The 25924-nt window shown below is 43.8% G+C and carries 25 protein-coding genes and 2 tRNA genes; 7 read left to right on the top strand and 20 right to left on the bottom strand.

The genetic code is table 11. From position 1 onward, the window contains the following. Positions 1 to 81 precede the first annotated feature (81 nt). Positions 82 to 1050: a lipid A deacylase LpxR family protein gene (locus AABK40_RS08345; RefSeq protein ID WP_332919121.1), complete on the top strand. Its 969-nt coding sequence runs from the start codon at positions 82 to 84 to the stop codon at positions 1048 to 1050. On the opposite strand, the gene AABK40_RS08340 is transcribed toward AABK40_RS08345, so the two are convergent. The 15 genes from AABK40_RS08340 to AABK40_RS08270 all read right to left on the bottom strand — a co-directional run bounded on the left by AABK40_RS08340 (position 1047) and on the right by AABK40_RS08270 (position 15431). Continuing rightward, positions 1047 to 1469, bottom strand: coding sequence for a DUF2141 domain-containing protein (locus AABK40_RS08340; protein WP_338396747.1), 423 nt, complete (start codon positions 1467 to 1469; stop codon positions 1047 to 1049). The genes AABK40_RS08345 and AABK40_RS08340 overlap by 4 nt on opposite strands. Beyond that, entirely contained in the window at positions 1426 to 2523 is a 1098-nt protein-coding gene (locus AABK40_RS08335; RefSeq protein ID WP_338396746.1) for an AMP-binding protein, read from the bottom strand. Before AABK40_RS08335 ends, AABK40_RS08340 begins: the two co-directional genes overlap by 44 nt. Then, positions 2514 to 4220 carry a 2-succinyl-5-enolpyruvyl-6-hydroxy-3-cyclohexene-1-carboxylic-acid synthase gene (menD, locus tag AABK40_RS08330; RefSeq protein ID WP_338396745.1) on the bottom strand — a complete coding sequence of 569 codons (1707 nt, stop codon included), beginning with the start codon at positions 4218 to 4220 and terminating at the stop codon, positions 2514 to 2516. The genes AABK40_RS08335 and menD overlap by 10 nt, the downstream gene beginning before the upstream one ends. A 194-nt stretch (positions 4221 to 4414) precedes the next feature. Then, positions 4415 to 4488, bottom strand: a tRNA-Ile gene (locus AABK40_RS08325). 44 nt (positions 4489 to 4532) lie between these two features. Beyond that, positions 4533 to 4609 (bottom strand) — tRNA-Ile (locus AABK40_RS08320). 91 nt (positions 4610 to 4700) lie between these two features. Continuing rightward, complete coding sequence (locus AABK40_RS08315; RefSeq protein ID WP_338396744.1) at positions 4701 to 6017, bottom strand: ABC1 kinase family protein; 1317 nt, start codon at positions 6015 to 6017, stop codon at positions 4701 to 4703. Then, positions 6017 to 6679, bottom strand: coding sequence for a TetR family transcriptional regulator C-terminal domain-containing protein (locus AABK40_RS08310; protein WP_338396743.1), 663 nt, complete (start codon positions 6677 to 6679; stop codon positions 6017 to 6019). The genes AABK40_RS08315 and AABK40_RS08310 overlap by 1 nt, the downstream gene beginning before the upstream one ends. Before the next feature lie 62 nt (positions 6680 to 6741). Continuing rightward, positions 6742 to 8064 carry a lipopolysaccharide biosynthesis protein gene (locus AABK40_RS08305; RefSeq protein ID WP_338396742.1) on the bottom strand — a complete coding sequence of 441 codons (1323 nt, stop codon included), beginning with the start codon at positions 8062 to 8064 and terminating at the stop codon, positions 6742 to 6744. Further along, complete coding sequence (locus AABK40_RS08300) at positions 8027 to 9256, bottom strand: glycosyltransferase family protein (RefSeq protein ID WP_332919128.1); 1230 nt, start codon at positions 9254 to 9256, stop codon at positions 8027 to 8029. Before AABK40_RS08300 ends, AABK40_RS08305 begins: the two co-directional genes overlap by 38 nt. Then, positions 9235 to 11439, bottom strand: a complete 2205-nt coding sequence (locus AABK40_RS08295) for a GumC family protein (protein ID WP_338396741.1) — start codon at positions 11437 to 11439, stop codon at positions 9235 to 9237. Before AABK40_RS08295 ends, AABK40_RS08300 begins: the two co-directional genes overlap by 22 nt. Before the next feature lie 5 nt (positions 11440 to 11444). Further along, positions 11445 to 12236 (bottom strand): TolC family protein, encoded by a 792-nt coding sequence (locus AABK40_RS08290; protein ID WP_332919130.1) that lies wholly within the window; start codon positions 12234 to 12236, stop codon positions 11445 to 11447. After that, positions 12178 to 13410 (bottom strand): sugar transferase, encoded by a 1233-nt coding sequence (locus tag AABK40_RS08285; protein WP_338396740.1) that lies wholly within the window; start codon positions 13408 to 13410, stop codon positions 12178 to 12180. Before AABK40_RS08285 ends, AABK40_RS08290 begins: the two co-directional genes overlap by 59 nt. After that, positions 13403 to 13849: a response regulator gene (locus AABK40_RS08280; protein WP_332919300.1), complete on the bottom strand. Its 447-nt coding sequence runs from the start codon at positions 13847 to 13849 to the stop codon at positions 13403 to 13405. The genes AABK40_RS08285 and AABK40_RS08280 overlap by 8 nt, the downstream gene beginning before the upstream one ends. A 267-nt stretch (positions 13850 to 14116) precedes the next feature. After that, a complete protein-coding gene (locus AABK40_RS08275; protein WP_332919132.1) occupies positions 14117 to 14806 on the bottom strand; it encodes an SIR2 family NAD-dependent protein deacylase in 690 nt (229 codons plus the stop codon). A gap of 31 nt (positions 14807 to 14837) precedes the next feature. Continuing rightward, entirely contained in the window at positions 14838 to 15431 is a 594-nt protein-coding gene (locus AABK40_RS08270) for an alpha-ketoglutarate-dependent dioxygenase AlkB family protein (RefSeq protein ID WP_338396739.1), read from the bottom strand. A gap of 215 nt (positions 15432 to 15646) precedes the next feature. Between AABK40_RS08270 and deoC the strand changes: the two genes are divergently transcribed. The 3 genes from deoC to deoD are packed head-to-tail and all read left to right on the top strand — an operon-like array spanning position 15647 to position 18186. After that, complete coding sequence (gene deoC, locus AABK40_RS08265; RefSeq protein WP_332919134.1) at positions 15647 to 16309, top strand: deoxyribose-phosphate aldolase; 663 nt, start codon at positions 15647 to 15649, stop codon at positions 16307 to 16309. Positions 16310 to 16320: 11 nt separating this feature from the next. After that, positions 16321 to 17475, top strand: coding sequence for a phosphopentomutase (locus AABK40_RS08260; RefSeq protein WP_338396738.1), 1155 nt, complete (start codon positions 16321 to 16323; stop codon positions 17473 to 17475). 12 nt (positions 17476 to 17487) lie between these two features. Then, the gene (gene deoD / locus AABK40_RS08255; protein WP_332919136.1) at positions 17488 to 18186 is read left to right on the top strand and encodes a purine-nucleoside phosphorylase; all 699 of its coding nucleotides are present in this window, start codon (positions 17488 to 17490) and stop codon (positions 18184 to 18186) included. Between the two features lie 59 nt (positions 18187 to 18245). On the opposite strand, the gene AABK40_RS08250 is transcribed toward deoD, so the two are convergent. The 5 genes from AABK40_RS08250 to AABK40_RS08230 all read right to left on the bottom strand — a co-directional run bounded on the left by AABK40_RS08250 (position 18246) and on the right by AABK40_RS08230 (position 24325). Then, a complete protein-coding gene (locus tag AABK40_RS08250) occupies positions 18246 to 19004 on the bottom strand; it encodes a hypothetical protein (protein WP_338396737.1) in 759 nt (252 codons plus the stop codon). Continuing rightward, positions 18940 to 19341: a hypothetical protein gene (locus tag AABK40_RS08245; protein ID WP_338396736.1), complete on the bottom strand. Its 402-nt coding sequence runs from the start codon at positions 19339 to 19341 to the stop codon at positions 18940 to 18942. The genes AABK40_RS08250 and AABK40_RS08245 overlap by 65 nt, the downstream gene beginning before the upstream one ends. 176 nt (positions 19342 to 19517) lie before the next feature. Then, complete coding sequence (locus AABK40_RS08240; RefSeq protein WP_332919139.1) at positions 19518 to 20549, bottom strand: elongator complex protein 3; 1032 nt, start codon at positions 20547 to 20549, stop codon at positions 19518 to 19520. Between the two features lie 110 nt (positions 20550 to 20659). Further along, complete coding sequence (locus AABK40_RS08235; RefSeq protein WP_332919140.1) at positions 20660 to 22240, bottom strand: AbgT family transporter; 1581 nt, start codon at positions 22238 to 22240, stop codon at positions 20660 to 20662. A 198-nt stretch (positions 22241 to 22438) separates the two neighbouring features. Then, entirely contained in the window at positions 22439 to 24325 is a 1887-nt protein-coding gene (locus tag AABK40_RS08230; protein WP_332919141.1) for an amidophosphoribosyltransferase, read from the bottom strand. Positions 24326 to 24517: 192 nt separating this feature from the next. Between AABK40_RS08230 and AABK40_RS08225 the strand changes: the two genes are divergently transcribed. The 3 genes from AABK40_RS08225 to AABK40_RS08215 all read left to right on the top strand — a co-directional run bounded on the left by AABK40_RS08225 (position 24518) and on the right by AABK40_RS08215 (position 25892). Continuing rightward, positions 24518 to 24718, top strand: coding sequence for a hypothetical protein (locus tag AABK40_RS08225; protein WP_332919142.1), 201 nt, complete (start codon positions 24518 to 24520; stop codon positions 24716 to 24718). A 100-nt stretch (positions 24719 to 24818) separates the two neighbouring features. Continuing rightward, positions 24819 to 25298: a hypothetical protein gene (locus tag AABK40_RS08220; protein ID WP_332919143.1), complete on the top strand. Its 480-nt coding sequence runs from the start codon at positions 24819 to 24821 to the stop codon at positions 25296 to 25298. A 129-nt stretch (positions 25299 to 25427) separates the two neighbouring features. Then, entirely contained in the window at positions 25428 to 25892 is a 465-nt protein-coding gene (locus tag AABK40_RS08215; RefSeq protein WP_338396735.1) for a thioredoxin family protein, read from the top strand. Positions 25893 to 25924 lie beyond the last annotated feature (32 nt).

Raw genomic sequence — 25924 nt, 5'->3', positions numbered from 1 at the left:
AATCGTAAGATATTAACACCATATTTGGAAGGCATTAATACAAATTCATGCAGTTGGGGAACTGCTTAATTGTTGAGTATTATGCGCATAGTCTATTTTCTTTTCTTGTTTTTCGCCTGTATCCATCATTCTTCTCGATGCTTGGCACAGGAACGGCAAACGCATGATTATCGTTCGTTTCAGACGATCTTTGATAATGATTTTTTCTTTTTTACAGACATGTATTACACCAATGGTGTGCGGTTTTCCTATATCGATCCCCTGTTCCGAAAAAGCCCATTGATGTATCCATTAGGGCTCTTTGCAAAGCATAAGGAGCAAATGGTTACGGGTATTCAGTTCCGCCAGGATATGTACACGCCCAACAACACCCACCTGCCTGACGACAAATCCTTCGATCGCCCTTATGCGAGTACTTTAACCTTGAGTCAGTTTGCGTATGTTTTTTTGCCAGAACAACAATGGCGGATAAAAACAGAATTTGTTATGGGACTGGTGGGGCAGCACGCTTTGGGTGGACTGACACAGGGTTTGGTGCATAAAATTACGCCATCGCATCCGCCCTTGGGCTGGGAGCAACAAATTAAGAATGATTTTCTGATCAATTATTTTGTGGAGGCAGACAAGGGCTTGGTGGTTTCTGATTATTTCGAGTGGATGGCCAGTGGAAAGCTTGCGGTAGGGTCATGGCAGGATCATGTCGGTTTGGGCTCCAAAATACGATTTGGGAAAATGAACAGCTGGTTCGAGCGGTTATCGCCTGAAACGGTGAAACGCCGATCGGTTGAAGTGTATAGCATGACGGGAGCAGAGGTGAAACTGATCGGTTATGATGCGACGATGCAGGGAGGGCTGGTGGTTAACTACGATGAGAGCCCGCATACTTTTGATCGGGCAAAGGTGGAGCGTCTGGTGCAGGTTTATTTTACAGAATTGGGGCTGACGTATCGGAATCATCAGATTTTGGGTAGGCTGACCATGACAAGCCCTGAATTTCATGGGGGGCAATGGCACCGATGGGGAAGGATAGAATACCGAGTGTGGTTTTAGAGGTATTTCAGTTTAATATTAACATTCTGCTGGTGTTGCTTAAACGTGATGGCAGCGGCATCGAAATTCGGTGGGCCAGCAAGAATGGGTTTATTATTTGAAAAACCAAAGCCTTCCTTGGGCAGTCCAAGCCAGTTGAAATTCATGGCCAGGTCCTTATTTTCATCATGAAGAATCGCGATTGCATATTGCCCAAAACTCAAATCATCAATCCGGATCGTCGGAGAAGAGGCGTCAACAATGATTTTCTTCACCGCGAGCTGAATATCATCGGGGAAACCGTTACCATTATCATAAATTAATACGTTCAGCGTTCCTGTCTGATTCCGGAGGCCGGAAATATCAATGTTCAGTTGATTTTGCCCATGGGCAAGGTTAGCAAACAGGGTAATGCAAATCAATAAAAGAGTCAGGCGCATTGTTGAGTTGGTTTTTTATCGCTGACCGATTCAATTTTCCTGAAGCTAATTCATCAAAAGAAGGAATCACGGCAACACACTTGGGGCGGTAATATTGGTCGGGCAGATAAGGTTGTAACTGATGGGTAATCAATTGCAACAACTCATTGTTGATTTTGGAGGTTTCAATGATCAGGCATATTTTCTCGCCCCATCGGTCATCCTGTTGGCTTGTAATGATGAAGCGGTCAAGTATTTGATGATCGAAAAATAATTTTTCAATCGCCTGTTCTATGGTTTCCACCTGAACTTTAACCCCTCCAGTGTTGATGGTGAAATCGGCTCTTCCTTGCCAGATGAAAGTGCTTGGGGAGGTCAGACGCACCAAATCGTTGGTAATAATTTGCCCCTTGGCCGTGGGACTGTCTATCACCAGGCAACCCCTATGGTCAGTTTGCAGCTTGACATCGGGCAGGGCATTAAATGTTTTTGAGGCATCTATCCCATTGATTTTTTGCAGGGCGATATGGCTCACCGTTTCGGTCATGCCGTAGGTGGCAAATACCTGACACTGGAGCGACTGACAGGCCTGTTTCAGTCCATAAGACATCGGGGCACCGCCGATAATCACATTTTTACACTGGTTGATTTTTGCCTTGCTGACAGGGTTCTGCAGCGCTTCCTGCAATTGTGCAGGGACGAGCGCAACGAAGTCAAAGTCGGTGGTGGCTTGGAGTACGGGGTTAAGCTGAGCCCGTACCACCTCAAGGTTTAGGTTCAATTCCAAAGCCCTGACAATCATCATCCGTCCACCGATCATTTCAGGATTCATGCCCAACAAAGCGGTTTCGCCGGCTTTCAATCCTAATGCCTGCGCTGTTAATGCGGCACTTTTTTGCATTTGCTGGCGGTGTACTTCAATGATCTTGGGTTTCCCCGTTGAGCCAGAAGTCTGCAAGGAGAATTGTTGCTGACCACTTTGCCATGCGGCAATAAATCGACCTATTTTTTCTTCGAGTACGGTGGTGGCAATGCTTTTTTTATCGATTTTTTGTCCTTCAATGATCAGTTGCATGGGCTTGTCTTGATGAGCGTTTTGAAGGCTGAAAAAGCTGCTTTATTGAGGGCTTTGTCCACATTAATTTCCAGAATTTTCGGCCCGTTTCCAGCTTGATAAAAGTCTTCGAGGCTGTTTTTCAGGGTCGTCGCATCCTGCGCGCAGGCATATTCCATTTGATGGTCTGAGGCTAATTTTTGGGCATCCAACGGCTGATGGGTTTCAAAATAGTCCTCCAGTTCAGGCAATTGACTTGGCCCTTGAATCACGCCGAAAATTCCGCCACAATGGTTATTGATCACAATGACCCGCAAATTTTTTGGCAGGTAATTGTTCCAGAAGCCATTTCGGTCATAAAAAAATGCGAGATCACCCGTAATCAGGGTGGTGATGTTCCCACTTTTGATCGCCGAGCCAATGGCTGTGGAGTTGGAACCATCGATGCCGCTTGTCCCCCTGTTACAGAAAACCTCCAAATCGCTGTCAGTAGGAATACCGACAAAATTTGCGTTGCGCACCGTCATGGAGTTGGCCAGGTGTAGGTCTGAGCCAGCAGGCAAAGCCTGAAGAATCTGATGCACAATGGCCAATTCATGAAAAGCAGTTTCCTTCGCAAAATGCTGCGAAAGAATGTTCCGCTGGTGCTGTTCATGTGTTGCCCAAGCTTCAAACCAGTTAATGTCAGCCGTAGTCCCAATACCTGAGTTCATGTTGGAGAAAAAGGTCGTCGGGCTGATGTTGAATGTATCGGTAAGTTGCTGAAAGGTATCCGCAGGAATGCCTTCTTCCTGAATATGCCAATGTTTTTGAGCCTTGTGCTGGCGTAAAAAGATTTTCAGCGGTTTAGAAATCACCGACTTCCCAAAGGTGATGAGTAAGTCGGGCTGAAGATTGGCTTTATTGTTGGCTCCCATTAGAATGTTATCAATCAGTCCAATAGCATTTTCAAGGCTTTGAAAATTACTGATGCCATCCGCAACAACGGGAATATGGTATTTCTTGGAGAACTCGTCAATGATGCGAATCAGGCTATCATTCAGTGGGGCCTGTCCAACAACAATCAGCGGACGGTCAAAAGATTCAAATTGCTCCTTCACCAACTGCCACTGATCTTGTGCAAGGTCTTTTTTCACGGCCCACTGCTTGATGGTTCTACTGTTTTCATCAAACGTTACGGTTTCGGAAACAGTAGGGTAGAAGGGTTCGCGAAAAGGAATATTGAGATGCACCGGGCCGGCAGGAGCCTGATGCGCCAGATTGATGGCATCATTGATGATCCGATTGATTTGCCATTGGGCGTCGGGGTGGGTATAATCGACGGGCAAGTCGTAAGATTTTTTAACATGATTGCCGAATACATTGGTTTGCCTGATGGTTTGTCCATCCAGTTGATCGATCCACTCCGGAGGTCTGTCGGCCGTCATGACAATCATGGGTATTTGCTGAAAATACCCTTCAGCAACAGCAGGTGCATAGTTTAGCGCTGCACTTCCGCTGGTGCAAACCAATATACTTGCTTTTTGACTTTTCAGGCTCATCCCCAAAGCGGTAAAAGCAGCAGCACGCTCATCAGGAATCGAAAGCGGGTTGAAATGTTCGTGTCGATTAAATGCGATTGTTAGAGGGGCACAGCGCGATCCTGGAGAGAGGATAACATCTTCGAGTTGTTGTTTCGCACAGACTTCAACAATATTATTGATAGCAGGAAGTAGCATACTTTTGATTTTTGTTGATTGTTGCCTTTGGGGCCGATTGACCGCAATTTAGGAATTAATATTCATTGCCAAAATGAAAGTTCCATCAGAAATCGTAGGGTGTTTCAGCCATAAATGCGCCGAATAGTGTTTAGGGAGAGTTCCTGATTTTTTGGACAAAAAAAAGTCGCTCAAAAAGCGACTTGAAAAACTTGTGGGCCCAGCTGGGCTCGAACCAGCGACCTCCTGATTATGAGTCAGAAGCTCTAACCAACTGAGCTATAGGCCCTGAATGTATAAACATTCTATAAATTTTTAATATCATAAATGATGTGGTGGGCCCAGCTGGGCTCGAACCAGCGACCTCCTGATTATGAGTCAGAAGCTCTAACCAACTGAGCTATAGGCCCTGCTCAACGGCTGTTATCACCGTTTTGCTGTGCAATATTAGGGCTAATTTTACAGTCTGCCAAACGGCTTTATGATATTTTTTCATAAAATTTATGCAATCAGGGCTAATTTACTGAGGGTCTTTGTATTAATTTTTGCGCCTAAATCATGTAACAAGTTATAAAGGCCGAAATAGGTCCTGTTAATGTACAAACCATGTCTTGAGCCTCTGGCGGTTCTTGATTTGCGCAATTCCTTCATGGTTTTAATTTTTTCTCCTAACTCATAAATTTGCATAAAATAGGATTCATCGGCAAAATCAAACTCATCATAATGGAATGGTCGTCCGAGCAGGTCAATCATTTCTTCGAAAATTTTGCTGAAGAAAAGTTTTTCCTCTTCGGTATCGTCATGAAGCAAGAACTCCAGCTCATACAACAGCTCCTCATAGCGTTTGCTGTCTTTGATGAGATCCTTGGCTAATAAACTGAAATAAGCATGATAGAATTTTGGTGGAATGACTTTCACACAGCCAAAATCAATGACGCCAAGGGTACCATCCATCTGCAATAAAAAATTACCAGGATGCGGATCGGCATGTACCTGCTGCATGGAATGGATTTGATAATCATAGAAATCCCATAATGCCTGGCCTATTTTATTTCTGACTTCCTGCGAAGGTTGCTTCTGCAAAAATTCTTTCAGGTGGTCGCCAGGCATCCAGTCCATCGTCAGGACGCGCTCACAGGAAAATTGTGGGTGATAGGTTGGGAAGTGTGTATTTTCGATATGTGCACAAGCAGAGGTAATCTCCTGGGATCGTTTCAGCTCAAGCACGTAATCGGTTTCCTCCAATAATTTTTCCTCGACCTCGCTCATATACTGACTGATTTCAGCATCACTCATATTAAGTAATTTTGCCGCAAGTGGACGGGCAATTTTCAAATCCGACGTGACGGAATCAGCCACTCCAGGATATTGAATTTTCACGGCAAGGCGTTTTTCATTCAGGAAGGCTTCATGAACCTGCCCAATAGAGGCCGCATTTATCGCCGACTGACTGAAGCTGTCGAATAATTGTGAAGGGGTCTTTTTGAAGAATTTTCTGAATGTTTTCACCACCAGAGGATAAGACAACGGTGGGGCGCTGTACTGTGCCATGGCAAATTGGTTCTGGTAGGCAGTAGGCAAAAGATTTTTGTCCATGGCCATCATCTGTGCCACCTTCAGGGCACTGCCTTTCAGCTCGCTCAGGGAACCATAAATCACTTTGGCATTGTCTTCATTCAGTTCGGAACGGTCAGCATCATTACCTATCACACGCTTGGCATAATGCTTAATATAGTTTCCTCCGACCTTCACTCCCGCTTTCATAAACTTTGAAGCACGTTCTACCTTTGTGGTTGGGATTTTTGACTGTTCTTTCATTATTGGTAACGCATTTTATCTCTGTTGTGAAAAAGAAATTTTCCGAAATCAAGGATGCTGTCCAAAGCGGAAGCGCCCATGAGTTCAAAGCTAAGATTGACGGCCTTTTCAATGGCGGCGTCCGTGGCTTCAAACTGTTCGCTGTCGTCCTTGGTCCAGAAGTCAATGATAAAAACACATTGCGCCCACAAAGCCTCCTTGTATTTGGCTTCGAGTTTCGATCGGCTTTTAATTTCTCCTGTTTCTATACCTTCCTGAACCAGATCCTGCACAAACAGCAGGTAAGGTTCCTTGAAAGCTTTTATCTGGCTCTTTTTAATGAACTCCTTTGGCGATCGGGGGAAGTCCTGCACCACGAAACTTCTTTTCGATTTGAGCATTTCCCCGAGGGTATAATAGAAAGCGAGCAATTTTTCCCGCACGGAATAACTGCTGTAAACATCATCCTCCATAATACCTTTTTTGGTCTCTAAAAATAGGCTTCTCCATATATCAGCCCTGATCTGCGCAAAGGAATTATAATGCTCATAATACGCTTCTTCCTTTATTTTCAGTTCTTTGCAAAAATGATAGACGGTCTTGGGATCATGACCTTTGGTCAGGTAATAATCAAGATACTCATGCTTGATTTTTTCTTTGAGGTCCACGGTTTTTTTTGCCATAATAAAATAATGTTTTAGCCTTAGAGTTCAAGACTTCCTGTCGAAGGTCTTGGTTGTGTTGGTCAGGGGGTATTTTTGCTCAACTTGAGTCTTCTTCCATATTTGAAAAGGTATGCCTTGAAATGCGCCATTTTTATGATCTTCAGTCTGATCAGCTGATATAATCCATAGCTCATACCGATAAAAAGGGTATTGATCGTTACCAAAGCCACAAGGCTCAGGTTTGTAGAATATTGCAGTACCAGGTAATCGCCAGCAATATTCACCAATGCCATGACGACCACCTTCCTCAGGTTGATTTGCGGGAGACCGATGGCATCGAGGGTAACTCCTGCAAAACGGTCAGCAGGCAAAAATACCGACGCCACAAGGAAAATCCTGAAGATGGAATGGGTGCCTGTATATTGTTCCCCACCGATAAGGGTAACCAATTGCGGCGCAAAGATGAAAGCGGCTGATAACAGGGGCAGGTAGATTAAACTTGCAAATGAGGTATATTGGGCAAACAGTTCGCTGATTCTTGTTTTCTGATTTTGATTGGCTGCCGCAGAGATCTTAGGCAAGGCCGTTTGGGCCAGTGCTCGCAAGGGAATTTCGAGCATTTCAGTAAGCCTGAGCGGAATATTGTACAGCGCAGTGGCCGCAGGGCCGAGGAATAGATTGATCAGATAGGTGTCGGCACTTTTCAGCAGGTTCGAGCCGATGAGGGTACCGATGCTGTATTTTCCGAAATGAAGCAGTTTCATGATCCACGCTTTACTGGCGGCAGGAATAGCGCTGACATTACTCCAACCTAACAGTAGTGCCAAACCACTGGCCATGCTGATGGCCGCAATGTGTCCCCATACCAGCTGCTGAAGGGACAAAGGGTAAAATAAGTTAAAGATCAGGATCGACGCCCAAGAGGTAGTGTGGGTAACCGTTAAGGCAAAAATAGCCATGAAGCGCTTTGCGGCCTGTAATTTGAAAGTGGCATAATGATAGGGAAGGACCAACAAGGCATAGGCCGGATAATACACGAAAAACAGCCTGAAGCTTTCACTCAATGGAATCAGTGGCTGAAGAAAATGAAAAAGAAGCGCAAGCAGGCCAATCAGCAGGCAGAAAGCGAGGGCGATCAACCAGCTGCTGCCCTCAACAATGCGCTGCTCAACTTCCGCCAATCCACTGGTAAATTTAATGAAAGCGGTTCTGAGTAAGCCAAAACGCAGCATCTCCATGAAGTTTACGGTGGTCAGGTAAATTACCCATATACCGAAATTTTCTGTGCTCAGGGCCCGGGCAAGTAATGTGAAGTTCAGCAAACGCATGCTCGCCAGAAGGCCGTTGGTTAAAAGGGCACCAAAATTACTTGAATTTTGCAGTTTCAATATTTTTTTTCTCATTGATAATCCCTTGGTTATTTTGTGTGATTTCCGCTACTGCTTTCAAAAAGGCTTCTCCACGACTGCTCCAGCTGTTGTGGCTGGCAAAGGACGCATTTTTCAGCACCTGTTCGTCATTCAGTTGCTTCCGTGCTTGTCGGAGGCTGCTGAGGAAACTTTCGTGGCTATTGCCAAAATAGACCGTGGATTCAAAATCCGACAAGTCCCCAAAGGGTGTAGTGACGACATTGAGCCCTGCGGCCAGATATTCATTGATTTTTAGCGGATAAATATTTTTGGTAAATGCATTGCGCACAAAAGGAATAAGGCCGATGTGGTGTTTGGTGATTTGTACGGGAATTTCGGCAGCAGGAAAATTCCCCTTGTAATTGATGTTTTGATGCTGCTGTACCAATTGGTGGAAAGCGTCACTTTTTACAGGGCCAAAAAAATCAAATTGCCACTTGGGTAATTGTGCTGCAAGGTAATTTAACAGGGGATAGTCAAGGCGGTCGTCCATTGCCCCAATATATAATGCACGGTCCTGTTCCCCCCTTTTTGAAATCGGAATGTTTGCCTGGTTGAAAAGGGAGAAATCGACCCCGTTTTTCACCAAAAAAGAGGGCTTTCCAGGCGTAGATTTACTTTTCTGTAATGGGGCGGAGCTAAAAATATGCCCCTGGGTCTGGGTCAGGAAAAGCGTTTCGAGGTACCCGCCATGCTTGCCCGACCACTGCGTTTGGTTGATCTCATCATAGCAGTAGTAAATTTGCGGATATTTTTCCCGAAAGCCGTCAGGGTAATACGCCCCAACAAATGGATTGAAGGCATTGACAATCGCCAGTGGCTTTAGCTGTTTGGCGGCTAAATGTTTGGTGAGGCGACCAATCAGTCTTTTGGCATTCCACTGGGAACTCCAGTTAAAAAGGAAGCCCTTACTCAAAAATTGATTCGGAAGAAAAGCGGGAGGGTAGAGGACGGTAACCTTGCCATCTTGCTGCGTGCTGGGTGCCCAGCCGAGAATAGCTTTCCACGGGATACGGTGCTGTCCTTTCATTCCTGAAAAAACATCCTTAAAAGTGAAGGGATAATTGACATAGACCACAGGAATATGTTTGCTGATCACCTTCATCAGTTCTACCGTCGATTTGGTGTAATTGTCCTCCCAGGTAGGGAAGCCAATACATACGATTACTTCTTGCTCTTTACCCAAAACTTATTATTTCTAAATTTAAACTGAATAATATTTTTGATGGTCTGTCTGAAGCGGGTACGCTTTTTCGGTAATTCGCTGATTAACTTTTCCGCTTCAAAGAGGTCGATATTATTGAGGATAACATCGAAACTTACCTGCTTTAATTTTTTGATCTTGTCAATGGATTTTCCGTCGGCTTCCGACCATGAACGGTGGGAATCTATCACCAGAAAATTGTGGTCTGATTTGGCCAGCAGCTGAATCGGGTAATCGAAATTTAAGATGGCCCCCAGCTCCAGAATAATAAAATCATACTCCTCCTGAATTAAAGGGTTCTCCAGGAATTTGTCCATATCCTTTGACTGGTTCAGCGATTCCGCCGTGGAATAATACCAGGCCTCTAAATTTTTGGAGCGAATATCTCGAGGCTCTCCTTCGGTGGAACCATTCCTGATCAGCAAAACCTTATTGTAGGCCGATAACTTTTGTGCAATTTCATAAGCAATTCTTGACTTCCCTTCCTGCGGACGTAAGCTCACCACCGAAATAAACATTGTCGATAGTTGTTTAGCCGTTTTCGTTTGTTGAATATCGGCTTCGAGCTGTTTGATGAGTTTGGACTTTACCTTATGAATAACAACTTCTTTGTAAATTTTACTCATATCAGGCATTCCCCCAACCACTTCGGATTTTGCCAGCTTCTCTGCCTTGGCAATTGTAGCGATGGAAGCATCAAATAAATAACCCACAATAATGATGGAAACAACAAAAATCAGTGTGCCTGCAAAACCCGCAACAATCAGTAATTTCCGCATGGAAGGGTCTGGATTGACCGGGTAAAATGGGTAATCTACCACCGTAATGGAGTGACTCACCGAAAGGTTTTTTAGCTTGGTTTTCGATCGCTGCAGGTCTTTTAATAAGGCGAAATAGTTTTCCTGGGCAATGGTGATCCGTCGTTCCATTTTATTGATTTCCAGTTTCAGGGCGGTGGCAGAACGGTAATTATTGTAAAAATTACCGATGATTCGCTCCGTTACCCTGAGTCGGGCTTCCAAAGAAGCAATATTGGCGATAAGTTCTGCTGCAAGTTCTTTATTTGAACCTTGAGGCATTTTTCGCACTTTTCCCAAGTCAATAGAGGCCTCCAGTTTTTTTTGATTGCGTTCAATCCGTTGCGTCAGGCGCTCACGTTCCACCTCCACGTCTGCAGTGGTCAGTTCAAGCAATGACAGCTTAAAGTTGTCATCGGTCAGTTGGTTTTTGATCTTGATGACATTAGCGGATTGTCGGTTCGTGTTGGAAGCATTCTTCGTTTGAGGCAAAGAAACATTCATGGATTTCAATTGTGCTTTTTTTGCTGACAGTTCCAACTCAAGGTGTTCCTGTCCCTTGATGAGCTCATCCTTTTTTGCCTCCATCAATTGCAGCTGATCTTCGAGCAGAAGGATCTGATTGTCCGCTTTCAGGTTCATCAAATCCTCCTCGGTGGTGGTTAATGCACTGTAAGTACTGTCAAGTTGTGCCTGAAAATATTTGACCACCTGCTTGGCTTGCCGCGCCTTCAGGTGGTTGTAGATTTCCTCGAAAGCTTTACCCAAAAATAGCAAGACATTTTGCGCGACTCCAGGGTCGGTATTGGAATATTCAAATTTGATTAAATCACTTCCCTGAAGTCTTTTTACAGAATAGGATTTAAGTTTTTCAATACCATAAAATGGGTGCTCACTTTGCAGAATATCAATCACTTCATTGCTCACAGATTCATAGCGTACCTTCTTCAGGTTTTCATAAGTCTGTTCCGCATTACCCACTTTAATATATTTTTTACTGAAGGCAGGGGTGAATAATTTTTTGGCTTTAGACCAGTTTTCATCTTTTACAATCAGATGGTCTGGCGCAGGCATAGCCAAGTGTTGGGCCATCAAACGTATGGAGACTTCTTCGGCCATCTTATCTGTTTTGATCAGGTTAATGGCATTGTCGAAGATTACCTGTGAGAGCTTATAATTGAATTTGTCTTCGCTGTGGGTTTCTATATCATAACCTGAGGCAAGGCCAGTATATATTTGTGATGAAGTAGTGAATGAACGAACCTCTCCCTTAGTTGCATAAATAACCCCTGCTGTTACCAGCACGGGCAGAAAAACTAAGTATCGCCAATTGGAGGTGAGTAGGCGTATGAGGTTAATTAATTCCATGTAGGTTAGTCGTAAAAGTTGGACAAAGGAATGCCTGCGAATTCCTCAAGAATGAGGTATTCCATCAGGACATTAATTTTATCCTGTTCTAAATTGACACGTACCTGTTCAAGTTTGGCTTCTTGTTCCAAAAGTTCACCGAGCTCGATGAGTCCTGCATCAAAATCATTCTTGGATTTTTTGAAGAGGTAGTCGAGCTGCCCTTCTTCACGAATCGTTTTTTTAAGTTGAATTTGAGCTTTGGCAAGGCTAAAATATTGTTTCATTAACTTTGTGCGCACTTCGGTGATTTTCCCTTGATATTCAAGGTTGGACAACTGAAGTTCAAGGTGGTCTTTTTTCAGCTGCTTTGGGCGGTCGATTAAATCGATTAATGAAAACTGGAAATTGATGCCAAACAACACTCTCCCCTGATAGCCCGACTGTCGGGCATCGGTAGGAACACTGGTGCCCCCCCCTGTGGAAATGTCATTATATACGACGGCGGAAGAATTGGTGTAAAAAGCTTGATTGAACAGACGAAAGTCCTTCCAGATATCATGGCGGTTGAGACGGAGCTCCAACTCCATGCGCTCGATTTCCACTTTTTGGGCCTCCAGTAATGGAGAGTGGTACTGCGCCGAGTCGATCAGGGTTTCCCGATTAGGAAGGCTTTCAAAAATTCGGTTGTTGAAAATTTCTACATCCTGGGCTTGAATTGGTGAACTACTGATGAATAAAAAGGTGAAAAGTAAAAACTTAAACGTTTTCACTTTGAAAAAGAGCAGGGATTGTTCGGAGAATAAGCTTGATATCATACCATACATTGTGTTTGTCAGCATACTCGTTATCTAAGGCAATTCTCTCTTCAGGAGAAAGCTCTCCTCCTTTTCCTCGCTTACTAACCTGCCATAGTCCGGTGATACCTGCGGGTGCTAAAAATCTTTTTGATGAGCTGTCGGTGGTTAGTCGTTCTGCTTCATAAAGGGGAAGTGGTCGGTTGCCAACAATAGACATATCTCCCTTGAGTACATTGATTAATTGTGGTAATTCATCAATGGATGTATTTCTTATAAATTGCCCGACCTTGGTGATGCGTGGGTCTTGTTCAATTTTAATAAAGGTGTTTAATTTTTCTTGTTCTTTCAGGAACTGAATATGTTTTTCACACAGGGTTTTACCCTCATTGGAGAACAAATAGGAACTGCAGGTTCCCTGTCCTTCAAGGCAGCCATCACAGTGTTGAAAGGTTTCCTGCTCCGCCCTTTGGGCGTACTGATTCTGCCCTTTAATACTGCTCAGCAGCTTGTCTGCGCCAATCCGCATGCTGCGCAACTTGTAGAAATCAAAAATCCGATAACCAGCACCAACACGTTTAGAAGCATAAAATACGGGCCCTGGCGATTCCAGATAAATCAGGCCAACAATGATTAACAGCAAAGGGCTAAGCGCCAACAATACGCCACCACTGATGATGATATCCATTGCACGTTTCAGTGGTGAGATATAGATTTCATGCTGCGTTTGGGTGCTTTGCTGAAGGTATTCAATTTTACTTTTTCTGAAATTGAAAAGAAAATTGACCCTGTAGAACAGGTCTTCATAATTAAGGGGCTCAAAATAGATATCATCCAACTGATGCGCCAACGCTTCATTAAATACTTTTAAGCGAAAGCCCTTGGAAACCAAAATCGTCGGAATACCATTTCTAATACAATATTCTTTCAGTTCAATAAACTCTGTGTTGGAGAATAAAACAGTTCCTTTCGGATCATTGATAATGAGTACCGCTTTCTCCTCTTGCTCCACATGGATTTTAAGCCCAAGCGAAACCTGGTCGATATTCGAACTATAAGTAAGGGGGATAAATTTCGCTCGGGAGGCCATCTCAAGGCTTATATGCCGCTGCCCCAGCATAAAAATTTTATACTGGGTTTTTTGAGTGATGAAGTGAGTCATATCTGTCGAAGGGGTGGGAGCTTTATCAAGCATGATATTTATACCTTTTGATATGGTCGAGAAGTCTTGAAATTCTTAATTTTAGTTCATGGGGATTGAAGGGTTTCAGCACATAATCATCAGCCCCCAGTTCAAGACATTTTATGCGCTCTTCACTCGTTTCCCTTGCAGAAAGCATAATGATAGGGATTTCCCGATAGAAACCAGATTTGCGCAATATTTCCACTAAAGTGTAGCCGTTCATTTCAGGCATTTCAATATCGGTTACAATCAGGTCAGGTACGTTGCCATCTTCCAGCCACATCATGGCCTCAATACCATTTTCTTTTTCGGTAATCTTATAGTCAGTTCTCAAGGTGAAATTGAGAAGCTTACGGATACTTAATTCATCATCTATGGTCAAGATGTGCAATTGCTCAGGCAAGGAGGCGTAAGGATTGCTTGGATCAGCGTTTTGCTCTAAATTGTTCATCAAGGTAGATCTCATTGTTTCATTTCTTAGACTTTAATAAATCCTTAAAAGTTAGTTGCCTGATGTAATCAATTATGAGAAGTTGAGGGCAGGGGTGGCCCTTCGGAGCATTTTATCGCTTTTCGATTAAAAAGGAGGTGGGTATATGGGTTTGTTTATCAGTGAATTACCTTATTTGGGTGATTTTGACCAAATTAAGGCGGATGTAATGTTTTTGGTCATTTTGCAATTATTGATGAATTATGAACTTTCGAGTCCGCCCTGAAATCAGTCAAGAAGTTGCTGAAGTAATTGCTGGACGCCGAGGGTCGCCTTTTCATTGATTGCCGTGTAGTTTTTCTGTGCAGGCAGTTGGTCTGCATTGGGGTCGATAATATATACGGGGTGGCCGTCGGGGAGGTAATCAATAAGCCCTGCGGCAGGGTACACCTGCATCGAGGTGCCGATAATGACCGCAATGTCGGCGGTACTCATTTCTGCCGCTGCACGTTCAATCATGGGTACGGCTTCTCCAAACCAGACAATATTGGGCCTTAACTGACTGTTCAGCGGACACAAATCCCCCATCTTCAAACCTTCCTCGGGCATTTCAAAAACCATATCTTCATTCGCTGACGATCGGCAGGTGTTCAGGCTGCCATGCAGGTGAATGATGTTGCTGGAGCCTGCGCGTTCATGGAGGTCATCCACATTTTGGGTAATCACGACCACCTCATATTTTTCCTCCAGTTTTTTCAGTGCAAGGTGCGCCTGATTGGGCTGTGCCTCACGAGCCTGATGAAACCGCTGGTTATAGAATTCCAATACCAGATCAGGGTTTTTCCGAAAGCCCTCGGGGGTGGCTACTTCCTCTACATGGTGGCCTTCCCAAAGGCCGTCAGCATCACGGAAAGTTTTCAGCCCACTTTCAGCACTGATTCCTGCGCCTGTTAAAACGGCAATTTTTTGTTTTTTCATGTTTTCGGTCTTATCGAGATAAAGGCTTAATTTAATATTTAATTTGACGAAAAGTAAGATTTATCCTCTCCTCTTTAATGCGTTTTTGCATCGGTATCTGATGGTGAAACCGATGTTGGCAATCTTCCAGCATAATCAGCAATGAGCCAACAGGTAGCTGAATGCTGCATTTTTTTTGATGGTCTTTCTTGTCCCGAAAGTCCATGCGTCGTTCAGCACCGAGGTTCAGGGAAATGATGACGGGGTTGCTGCCCAGCACTTTTTCATCGTCGGCATGCCATCCCATTTTATCGGCACCACTTCGGTAAAAATTCAATAAAACGCTGTTGAACTCATAAGGGGTGCTTTCCTGAATTTTGGATTTTATTGCCTGTAGGCTTTCAGTCCATGGTATTGCCGTATGGGTTTGGCCAGAATAGCGATACTGAACGTCGGGCTCACCATAAAATGCCACCTTTCGCGGTACAGGGTGTTCCTTTCCGAAAATTTTTACAATAGGCTGTTCCCATTCAATAGAGGATTTTAAGTCCTTGAAGAAAGCATCGGCCTGTTGCTGATCCAGAAAGTCAGGAAAAAAAGCCAAATGCAGTTCATCAATCGGATTTAATTTGATGAAATTTTTCACATTATTATTTTTTGAATGTTATAACTTATAGGTATTGGGTGCCGAGGGGATATTTATTTATTAATGTGCGGACAAAATACGCCAGAATGAATTGGATTTATGGAGTTTCTATTAATTTTGATCTCAATAGGTTTAAAGGCGTTGCACCTCACTATCATGATTCATATAACCTGTGATCCCCCAAGCGCCAATCATGTACAATAAAAATTACATTTATGGAAATCAGTAAATTTATCGATCATACGATTCTTGCTGCTACAGCAACGGAGGCCGAGGTAAAGCAATTATGCGAGGAAGCTAAAGCCTATAATTTCTTTTCAGTTTGTGTAAACAGTGCTTATGTTGCTTTTGCCGCTGAACAGGTAAAAGGTACTGAGGTAGCAGTTTGTTCGGTGGTCGGCTTTCCTTTGGGGATGATGTCCACAGCAGCCAAAGTTTTTGAAACGCAGCAGGCCATTAAGGATGGTGCTGATGAGATCGATATGGTGATTAATGTCGGCTGGCTGAAGGATGGGAAATTTGATTTGGTGAAAAATGAAATTGAATTGATTAAAGCGGCTTGTGGAGATCGTGTGTTGAAGGTGATTATTGAAACTTGTTACCTGACAGATGAGCAAAAAATTAAAGCCAGTGAATTGAGTGTGGAGGCGAAGGCTGATTTTGTGAAAACATCCACTGGTTTCGGGACTGCAGGAGCAACCTATGAAGATATTCAGCTGATGAAAGATGCCGTTAAGGGCAATGCAAAACTGAAAGCTTCTGGAGGTGTACGTTCCAAGGAGGTTGCCGAGAAATATATTGCCATGGGAGTGAGCCGATTGGGGACCAGCTCTGGGATCAAAATTGTTAAAGGCGAAGCGTCTGATTCAGCATACTAATTTTTGCACCAATGAAAGAAGTGAATAGAGTAATTCTTATTATTCTGGATTCTGTAGGCGTAGGCTTTGCCGCAGATGCCCATGAATATGGAGATTTAGGTGCCAACACACTCGGGCATATTGCAGATGCCGTAGGGCTGAATGTACCCAATATGCAACGAATGGGGCTGGGGAATATTGGCGATTTCAAAGGAATTGCACCCATCGCTAATGCTGAGGGCGCCTTTGGTAAAGCCAAGGAAGTTTCCAAAGGTAAGGATACCACCACTGGACACTGGGAAATTGCGGGAGAGTTAATTACAACAGCTCTACCGACTTACCCTGACGGTTTTCCTGAAGAAATTATCAGTGAGTTTGAGCAGAAAACGGGGAAAAAAACCTTCGGCAACAAAGTGGCTTCAGGAACTGCCATTATCAATGAACTTGGCGATCAGCATGTGGCCACAGGCGATTTGATTGTTTATACCTCTGCCGATTCCGTTTTTCAGATTGCCGCCCATGAGGAGGTTGTTCCTCTCGAGGATTTATACAGATATTGTGAAATCGCTCGGGAAATGCTTTCGGTCGGACGAGTGATTGCTCGGCCATTTGTTGGTACTTCGGGGCAATATACCAGAACTTCAGGGCGACATGATTACGCTTTGGAGCCGGGTGAAAACATGCTTAGCCGCATTCAGGCAGCAGGGCTGGATGTTCGGGGCGTAGGGAAAATCAGCGATATTTTTGCAGGAAAAGGCATCACCCATAGCGTCTCCACCAAAAATAATATGGAAGGTGTTGACCGTACCATTGAGTGGATAAAAGAAGAAAATAAAGGGCTGATATTCACCAATCTGGTAGATTTTGACATGCATTTTGGCCATCGCCGAGATGTGTACGGTTACCAGAATGCATTGCAGGAATGGGACGCGAGAATTCCAGAAATATTGGCAGCAATGAAAGAGGATGATGTACTGATCATCAGTGCTGATCATGGAAACGATCCTATTTTTAAAGGAACAGACCATACCCGTGAGCATATTCCATTATTGGTGGCTGGGCAGAAAGTCAAAGCCGTAAACTTAGGGCTGAGGCCTTCATTCAAAGACATTGGGGAAACCATCGAGCATATTTTGCTTCAGGAGCCTAAGGAAGGTTCTTTCGCCAATGAGATTTTATCATTTTAACTGATTTCAATTATGAGTGTACATATAGGAGCAAAGCAGGGTGATATTGCCGAAACGGTATTAATGCCTGGAGACCCGTTAAGAGCAAAATACATTGCTGACAATTTTTTAGAGGATGTCGTGTGTTACAATAAGGTTCGTGGCATGTATGGCTATACAGGGACCTATAAAGGTAAACGTGTATCTGTTCAGGGTTCTGGGATGGGGCTGCCTTCTTTAAGTATTTATGCCCACGAACTGGTGAATGAGTTCATGGTGAAAAAACTGATCCGTGTTGGAAGTTGTGGCTCATTTCAGCCTGAGGTTGAATTGCGAGATATTGTGATTGCACAGGCCGCCTCAACCAACTCATCAATCAATAAAAACCGATTTAAAGGAATGGATTTTGCCCCTGTGGGGAGTTTTGACCTGATTATGGGTGCTGTTGCCAAAGCTATGGACATGGGGATTAATCCACACGTGGGAAACATTCTTTCTTCGGATGTTTTCTATGACGATGAACCGGAATTCTGGAAACAATGGGCGAAATACGGCGTGTTGGCCGTTGAAATGGAAACAACAGCCCTGTACACTATTGCCGCAAAATTCGGCGTGCAGGCCCTGACGATCCTTACCGTTTCGGATTCCCTGGTAACACAGCAAGGGTTACCTGCCGAAGACCGTGAAAAGACCTTTACGCAGATGATGGAAATTGCCTTGGAAATCGCCTAAGTAATTGCGATTGATATTTATAAAAAATGACGCCTCCGTAATTGGGGGCGTCATTTTTTTTATAAGGGAATCGAAGGGGAACTTGTCGTGCTCCATTGGTGGAGGGTTTGGTTCAGGAGGCTATATATTTCTGACATTATTTCAGTGGAAATCAGTGCCTGTGCACTTGAACAGTGAAGACCCTTTTCCTGATTTTTTTGCATCAGCCAGAAGAGCAGGCTGGTATTGACAGATTGTGGTTGTATAAATTGAAGTTTTCGACTGATCGGTAGCTTTTTGGTAATGCAATGCAACTCCTCGATAATTTTCCTCAGGGAGGTTTCAAGGGTCATCAGTACAATCAGCTTGAAAAAGGGCTGATGTTCATTTTTTACAATATGATGGACGGCCAAATATTGTGTTCTCCGTAAGTGGAGGTCATCTTGCTGAAATAGCGCAGTACTGCATGGTGGGTAGCAGAAGTGTCCATTGCTGGCGAGTAGCTCAGCATCATGCATATACTGCTGCCAGCTGGAAAAATGAGCAAGGCAATGGCGATTGATCTGCGACTGAATTAAATCGGACTGCTTTCTGTGATCCTCTGAAAGCAGGAAAATATCCTGAAGGCCCATCATTAGAAAATGAAGCTTTGGTACAATGGCCAGCTTTTCATCGCGACTGACGAGCTTGTTTTTTAGTAAGGAAAACAACGGGTTTTCACGGAAGAAAGCATGCTCGAGCTGTAAGTGCTGAAGAACTTCCTGGAGACAGTTTTCAACCATGGCTGTTTTCTTCTTGTAGCCAGGCTGCCGCAGACGAATAGTCTTTAAAGAATTCAATCTTTATCGGTGACTTCACTTCTTTGAACAACAGGGTAATCGAGGTGGGGTTGTCATGAAGGATCGCAATTTTGTCAAGCTTGCTGGGCTTTTCCCTGATTTGTTTTTGTGCTAAACTCCATAGCCAGTCGAGCTGAACACAGCTGAGTTCATTGGTGAACTTGACATCAACTAAACAACCTTTGCAGTTGGAGACCCACAGCAATTGCTGGATGTTTTTTTGAATTAATAAGCGTGCATTATAGGAAAGAATTCGGTCGATAATAATGGTGAGAAATTTCCCACGGGTATTGTATCCGCAAACAGGGACTTCAAAATCATTAACCAGTGTTGTCATAGCGTTTTATTGGGTTTGGAGAATATACGTATGACCCCGCCTGATTTGATAGGTTGCTGCGTTTTGAATACTGTAATATTTTTGTGCTGAAAATAAGAGAATAAAAGCCGTTAAACTGTCTTACCCGCCGTTAGGGGCTTGTTTTGACAAGTCATAGGCGTGCTTTTTTTTATCATTTAGCCCCTTTTTTCAGCACTCTCAATGATTGACCATTGATAGCCCATCAAATTTTTGTTCCCCCTGACTTTAAATCGGCTTTTTAGGTATTGCTCCATTTTCAATTTATTGGCTTTCTTGAAGCCCACGGCAAAGTTGATCTGCGATTCAGGGACCTCTACGGCAACCGTACTGTTTTTGGGGAAGACTTCCAGGTTTTTCTCAAATTCTTCAGCCCAAATTTGCGTTTGCACCAATTCTTTAAATGCAGGATGAAAAGGTCCCGCAACCATAGCTTTTCCACTTCTGAGGTCTTCCGAAGGGTGCAATCCTGTTCTCAACACCTTTATGCCTGCCGCTTCAAATTTCGGTAATATTTGCGCAACCCATTGCACGGCCTCTGCTAATTTTAAAGGAGTATAACGGTTGGTTTTATATAACCTGTGGAGTGCCGTATTGGGGATGATCAGCGTTGGGTAGATGCGTGTGGTATCGGCTTTCAGCTTGATGATTTCTTCGGCAGTGAAAATGGCTTTTTCAAGGGTGTCTTCAGGCAAGCCGATCATCATCTGAAGGCCCAGCTCGAACCCTCGCTCTTTAATCATCCTGGCCGCAATATGTACATCTTCCACCGCATGCCCGCGGGCGGTACGCTTGAGCACCAGCGGATCCATGGATTGAGCGCCAAGTTCTATTGCCGTTACCCCATACTGTTTTAATCGGTCAAGAATTTCATGGTCGATGTAATCTGGACGGGTAGAGAGACGGATCCCTTTAACTTGTTGGCTTTGGAGGTAAGGCTGAACGGCCTGTAAATAGGCCTCCTGGTCTTCCGCAGGAATGCCCGTAAAGCTGCCTCCAAAAAAGGCGACCTCAATATCTGCTGTTGCTGGGTCCATGGTGGAGAGCATTTCTTCAATGATGTCAGGCACCTCCGACGGCTGGGGGACTTTCTCCTCCCCGCTGATCTGCACCTGATCGCAAAACACGCATTGGTGTGGGCAGGCAAGTTCAGGAATGAAGACAGGAATATTGTAGTGTTTCTTTTTCAAGGCAGTAAATTTTCCTCAAAAATAAAGCAAAGTTTGATAGTACTGAATCATTTGGGATAAAAAAAATCCCTGGCCACAGTGGTCAGGGATTTTTTTAAGCACGGAATCAATTAGCTCGGTTGTACATTTAAAATGTAATGGAGTGGGGCATCTGGGCCAATTGGCAAGCCGAATACCATCCAGATTACCAGCAGGATTGTCCAGACAAAGAGAAAGACTACCGTATAGGGAAGCATGGTGGAGATGATGGTTCCGATACCTGCATTCTTGTCATATTTTTGCATAAAGGCTACAATCAGCGCAAAGTAGGACATCATCGGTGAGATGATATTGGTTACTGAGTCACCAATACGGTAAACGACCTGTGTAAGCTCAGGAGAAAGACCCAAAATCATGAACATTGGAATAAATACGGGTGCCATTAGTGTCCATTTTGCCGAAGCAGATCCCATCACAAGGTTGATCAGTGCAGTAAGGAGAATGAAGCCAAGCATCAGGGGAATTTTTGCCAGAATGGAAGTTGCGCCTGCTTCACCAGCCACACCAATCACGGATTGTAAAACATCAGCGCCTTTTACTGCGACAATCATTCCGAGGTTGGTCCATTTGAAATAAGCCACAAATTGTGCGGCAAAGAATACAAGAACAATATAGATTCCCATTGTTTTCATGGATTCTCCCATGCCATTCATCACATCAGCATCACTCTTAATCGTTCCAGCGCCTATCCCAAACGCAATTCCACAGGTTGCGGCAATAAAGAATATAAAAGAAACAATCCCCTTCATTAAGGGAGAGCGCAAGATTTCGCCTCCTGCACCACGTAAAAATCCTGCTTCTGGAATAATACCGATCAGAATGATGGCCAGCCATGCCAAAGCTACAACGGTCGCATAGCGTAACCCCTTGCGTTCTTCAGTAGAAAGTGATTTTACTTCCTCGAGTTCCGCATCGCCCTGGTATTTTCCCAATCGGGGAATTACAATCTTCTCAGTAACAAACGTACCTGCCATGGCAATAAAGAAGGTAGAGGCAAACATGAAATAGTAGTTGGCCGCAGGATTGACAGTATAAGCAGGGTCCAGGATCTGGGCGGCTTCTTCCGAAAGGCCTGACAGGAGCGGATCAATGGTTCCGAGTAAAAGGTTGGCGCTGTAACCTCCAGAAACCCCTGCAAAGGCTGCCGCAAGTCCAGCCAGTGGGTGTTTCCCAAAAGCATGGAAAATAATCGCCGCAAGCGGAACAAGTAATACGTAGCCCACCTCTGAGGCCGTGTTAGAAACAATTCCTGCAAATACCACTACAAAAGTGATGATTTGCTTTGGTGATTTTACCACTAACAGGCGAATTAATGCGCCGATCAGCCCACTGCCTTCAGCAATACCAATGCCAAGCATGGCTACCAACACTACACCCAATGGGGCAAAGCTGGTGAAGTTTTTGACCAGGTTGGTGATCATCATGTGGAGGCCTTCCACAGAAATAAGGTTGAAAGGTTCGATGATCTCTTTGGTGGCGGGATTTTGTACCGATAAGCCCAATTGAGACATGATACCTGAGAGCGCAATCACAACCACTGCCAAGATAGCAAATAAGGTGGCTGGGTGGGGGAGCGCATTTCCTACGCGTTCAACGGTAGCTAAAAATTTATTGATAAGCCCTTTTTGAGCTTGCACCTGTTGTTCCTTCATGTATATAAAGATTGATATTGGATTAGAAAAAATAGCCTTTTCAATCGCAAATATACGTTTTTTTAACGGATAGCCCGTTTTTGATGGTTTTAAAAAACAGGTCGGTTGAATAATTCGAAACGATTTTGATACTTATGGAAATAAAAAAGCGGAAGCCTACTGACTCCCGCTTTAGAATATGAAGATTATTTTTGAGGCTTAGTAAGAACGATCTTCACTGCCTTCAATAAATAATTTAAAAGCTTTATTCACCACTCTGTTACCACCTTTGGTGGGGTAATTTCCAGTGAAATACCAGTCGCCCGTATGTTCAGGACAAGCTTTATGAAGGTTTTCAACAGTCTGGAAGATGACTTCCACCTCTGCCTCCATATGAGCAGGCGTAACGATTTTCGCAATTCTGTCTGAGATTTGTTCATCAGTGAATGGCTCGTAAATCGCCTTTACATAGTTCTCCTGTGTTAAGTCAGCTTCGTTTTCCTTGATTTTTTGATAAACCTCCTGAAGAATATGTGACTGTTTGGTCTCTTCAAGAAGCTCCAAAGTAGCTCTGAATGCAATAAACTCTTTCATTCTCGACATGTCAATACCATAACAGTCTGGGAAGCGAATTTGTGGTGCAGAAGAAACGATCACCACTTTCTTTGGGCTCAGTTTATTGACCAGGGTAAGAATGGATTTTTCCAGTGTTGTACCACGAACGATAGAATCGTCGATGATCACCAGGGTATCCTTTTCTTTTTGAACGACCTCATAGGTGGTGTCATAAACATGGGCCACCATTTGATCACGATGGGCATCATCAGCAATAAAAGTACGCGCTTTGGCATCTTTAATCACTAATTTCTCGATACGTGGTCGGAAGGACAAAACCTTCTTCATGGCTTCAACATCGTTGGAGTAGCGTTGAATTGCCGCCAGTCGCTCATTCACCAAATAGTTTTCCACCTCTTCAGTCATTCCCAGGAATGACACCTCAGCGGTATTTGGGATGAAGGAGAAAACGGTGTTTTCCAGGTCATTATCAATCGCTTTCAGTACCTGAGGGATCAATAATTTACCCAAATCTTTGCGTTCCTGATAGATGTTTGGATCTGAAGCACGAGAGAAGTAAATGCGCTCAAAAGAACAAGGTTTCTTCGGTAGGCTGTTGGTGAAAGGAACTACTTTATAATCCCCTTGCTTATCGATGATCAAAGCGTGTGCCGCAGGGATTTCTTTAATCTGGCTGTACTCAATATCAAAAGCTGTTTTGATGGCAGGCTTCTCAGAGGCCACAACAACAACTTCATCATCAGCATAATAATAAGCAGGACGGATTCCCGCAGGGTCACGTGCCACAAATGCGCCACCATAACCAGCCATACCCGCCATCGCATATCCACCATCAAAGTCCTTACAGGAATTGGCAAGCACTTCCTGAAGATTAATGTTTTCCTCAATGACCTTATTGATGGCAATATTGTCATAATCCTCCTTATGCTCATCGAAAAGGCGCTGCACTTCCATATCCAAAAAGTGACCGATTTTCTCCATGACAGTCACGGTATCGATCTTATCTTTAGGAGATTGCCCCAAACTGACCAATCGCTCAAAAAGCTCATCAACGTTGGTCATATTGAAATTACCCGCAACAACAAGGTTACGGCTCTTCCAGTTATTCTGACGAAGGAAAGGGTGGCAGTTTTCGATGCTGTTTTTACCGTGCGTTCCGTAGCGAAGGTGTCCAAGCCACATCTCTCCAGTAAAAGCGGTATTTTCTTTCATCCATTGAGCATTCATATACTCTTCTGGATTTGTCTTATTGGCCTTGTTGTACTTCTTCCCAATTTTTTCGAAAATATCCTGAATAGGTTTTTCGGCAATTGATCTGTAACGGCTAATGTAACGGCTACCAGCAGGCAGGTCCAGTTTGATATTCGCTACACCGACGCCATCTTGGCCCCGATTGTGTTGCTTTTCCATTAAAAGGTAAAGCTTACTCATCCCATAAGTGGGCGTGTTGTACTTGTCGTAATAATACTGTAACGGCTTGCGGAGACGGATCATTGCAATCCCGCATTCGTGTTTAATTGCGTCGCTCATCCTCGTGTTTGTGGCTACGGTATGGTTAGTACCGTTCATGTTAAACCATGCGCAAAAGTATCGTATTTTTCATGTTTTGACACTTTTTCGAGGATTTTTTTTTATTATTTCGATTCTCGTTCAAACTTAAAGATGTTTTGTCGATCTTTCGGCGAAATAGAATATTTGAGGATCAAAAAATAAGCAAGTGGCATGGGGATTTCAACAATCAACGTTAGATTGGGTAAAAAATATCGTTTGACAAATTTCGGGGAGAAGCTCGAATTTGTGGTGATGGAAATATTCAGTAACACTAATTTCCTGTGTAAAGACCTCAATACGATGGATCAATACCAGTTTGAGGAATTGGTGCAATATGGTAAGGGAGCAGATTACGAACTGGAGGAGATTTAGTCTTTTTTAGCCATGGTTCAGGCTGCTGAGCGGAAGTTTTTCGCGTGATGAACTAACACAAAGGAGGCTTGTGGTGTTATAATCGGCAAAGACCTCTGCTATGAAAAAGTTAAACTTACTCCTTCTGATAGGATTCTTTGGTGTTATCGGCCTTTTGGCTATAACGGCTGCTACTCACAAAAAAGACCATCATCCTTTGGCGGGTTCCTGGGAACTTTCCGAGTTTCGCTATGGAAAGGATGAAGCGCTGAATGAACTTCCTGAGCAACTCAAGTATGTTAAGCATATCACCGAGGAGCATTTTACCTGGGTGTCTTATTCGCCGACTGACGGCGGAGTGGTGGGCGCTGGTGGGGGTACCTATGAATTGAACAAAGATTATTATACCGAACACATCAAGTTTTTTCAACCCGCAGGTTCCAATTTAGTGGGTACATCAGTAAAATTTAAATATGAACTGAAAAAGAACCAGTGGAAAATCTGGGGCTATATTCACGAAATTCAAATTGATCCCAGCTCTGGGAAGTTCACCAAAGTGGACTCCACCTATCTGGAGGAAGTGTGGCACAGACTTCCTTGATGATCGTCGGCACGGCTACATTATGAGGTGATTTCTGCTGTTTTTCGCCTTTGTTGTCTATTATCGACATGGAAGGGTTTTGTTTTAGCAGTGAGAATGATATTTTTGAATTGTTAACAATTTTAACTTATGAAAAATATCTTAATGGTGCTGATGGCGGTGGTTTTTGGAACCCTGACGGCCCAGGCACAGGAAACGAACTGGAAGAAAATTTACGATCCATCTTTAAACGGGAAAGCTCAAATTGAGCAAGCGGTTGCGCTGGCAAAGAAAGAGGGCAAGAAAGTGATGGTTCAGGTTGGGGGTAATTGGTGCCCTTACTGCATTCGTCTGAACAAGTTTGTGATGACGGACCCTGAGTTGAAGCAAATGGTGGATGATAATTTCGTTTATGTTCACCTCAATTACAGTAAGGAGAACAAGAACCTTGAATTACTCGAAAGCTGGGGCAACCCGCAGAAGAACGGTTTTCCAGTTTTAGTATTCTTAAACAAGAAAGGAAAGGTAACACATGTTCAGCCTACGGGAGATTTGGAAAAAGACAAGTCTTATGACAAAGCCCAATTGGTGAAAGTTTACCAGGACAATAAATAATAAAAAAGCCGATCTGCTGAGATCGGCTTTTT

The organism is Persicobacter psychrovividus (assembly GCF_036492425.1).
GTDB classification, from domain to species: domain Bacteria; phylum Bacteroidota; class Bacteroidia; order Cytophagales; family Cyclobacteriaceae; genus Persicobacter; species Persicobacter psychrovividus.
Note: the sequence above shows the minus strand (reverse complement) of the source record. Positions and strands in the feature narration are given on the sequence as shown.

Bases quoted from the DNA above. Each gene is read 5' to 3' on its own strand.
- AABK40_RS08285 (WP_338396740.1), bottom strand. From the start codon at position 13,410: ATGCTTGATAAAGCTCCCACCCCTTCGACAGATATGACTCACTTCATC.
- AABK40_RS08305 (WP_338396742.1), bottom strand. From the start codon at position 8,064: ATGAGAAAAAAAATATTGAAACTGCAAAATTCAAGTAATTTTGGTGCC.
- AABK40_RS08310 (WP_338396743.1), bottom strand. From the start codon at position 6,679: ATGGCAAAAAAAACCGTGGACCTCAAAGAAAAAATCAAGCATGAGTAT.
- AABK40_RS08345 (WP_332919121.1), top strand. From the start codon at position 82: ATGCGCATAGTCTATTTTCTTTTCTTGTTTTTCGCCTGTATCCATCAT.
- AABK40_RS08260 (WP_338396738.1), top strand. From the start codon at position 16,321: ATGAAAGAAGTGAATAGAGTAATTCTTATTATTCTGGATTCTGTAGGC.
- AABK40_RS08220 (WP_332919143.1), top strand. From the start codon at position 24,819: ATGAAAAAGTTAAACTTACTCCTTCTGATAGGATTCTTTGGTGTTATC.
- AABK40_RS08335 (WP_338396746.1), bottom strand. From the start codon at position 2,523: ATGCAACTGATCATTGAAGGACAAAAAATCGATAAAAAAAGCATTGCC.
- AABK40_RS08340 (WP_338396747.1), bottom strand. From the start codon at position 1,469: ATGCGCCTGACTCTTTTATTGATTTGCATTACCCTGTTTGCTAACCTT.
- AABK40_RS08235 (WP_332919140.1), bottom strand. From the start codon at position 22,240: ATGAAGGAACAACAGGTGCAAGCTCAAAAAGGGCTTATCAATAAATTT.
- menD (WP_338396745.1), bottom strand. From the start codon at position 4,220: ATGCTACTTCCTGCTATCAATAATATTGTTGAAGTCTGTGCGAAACAA.
- AABK40_RS08225 (WP_332919142.1), top strand. From the start codon at position 24,518: ATGGGGATTTCAACAATCAACGTTAGATTGGGTAAAAAATATCGTTTG.
- AABK40_RS08295 (WP_338396741.1), bottom strand. From the start codon at position 11,439: ATGGAATTAATTAACCTCATACGCCTACTCACCTCCAATTGGCGATAC.
- AABK40_RS08280 (WP_332919300.1), bottom strand. From the start codon at position 13,849: ATGAACAATTTAGAGCAAAACGCTGATCCAAGCAATCCTTACGCCTCC.
- AABK40_RS08215 (WP_338396735.1), top strand. From the start codon at position 25,428: ATGAAAAATATCTTAATGGTGCTGATGGCGGTGGTTTTTGGAACCCTG.
- AABK40_RS08290 (WP_332919130.1), bottom strand. From the start codon at position 12,236: ATGATATCAAGCTTATTCTCCGAACAATCCCTGCTCTTTTTCAAAGTG.
- AABK40_RS08275 (WP_332919132.1), bottom strand. From the start codon at position 14,806: ATGAAAAAACAAAAAATTGCCGTTTTAACAGGCGCAGGAATCAGTGCT.
- deoD (WP_332919136.1), top strand. From the start codon at position 17,488: ATGAGTGTACATATAGGAGCAAAGCAGGGTGATATTGCCGAAACGGTA.
- deoC (WP_332919134.1), top strand. From the start codon at position 15,647: ATGGAAATCAGTAAATTTATCGATCATACGATTCTTGCTGCTACAGCA.
- AABK40_RS08230 (WP_332919141.1), bottom strand. From the start codon at position 24,325: ATGAGCGACGCAATTAAACACGAATGCGGGATTGCAATGATCCGTCTC.
- AABK40_RS08315 (WP_338396744.1), bottom strand. From the start codon at position 6,017: ATGAAAGAACAGTCAAAAATCCCAACCACAAAGGTAGAACGTGCTTCA.
- AABK40_RS08245 (WP_338396736.1), bottom strand. From the start codon at position 19,341: ATGACAACACTGGTTAATGATTTTGAAGTCCCTGTTTGCGGATACAAT.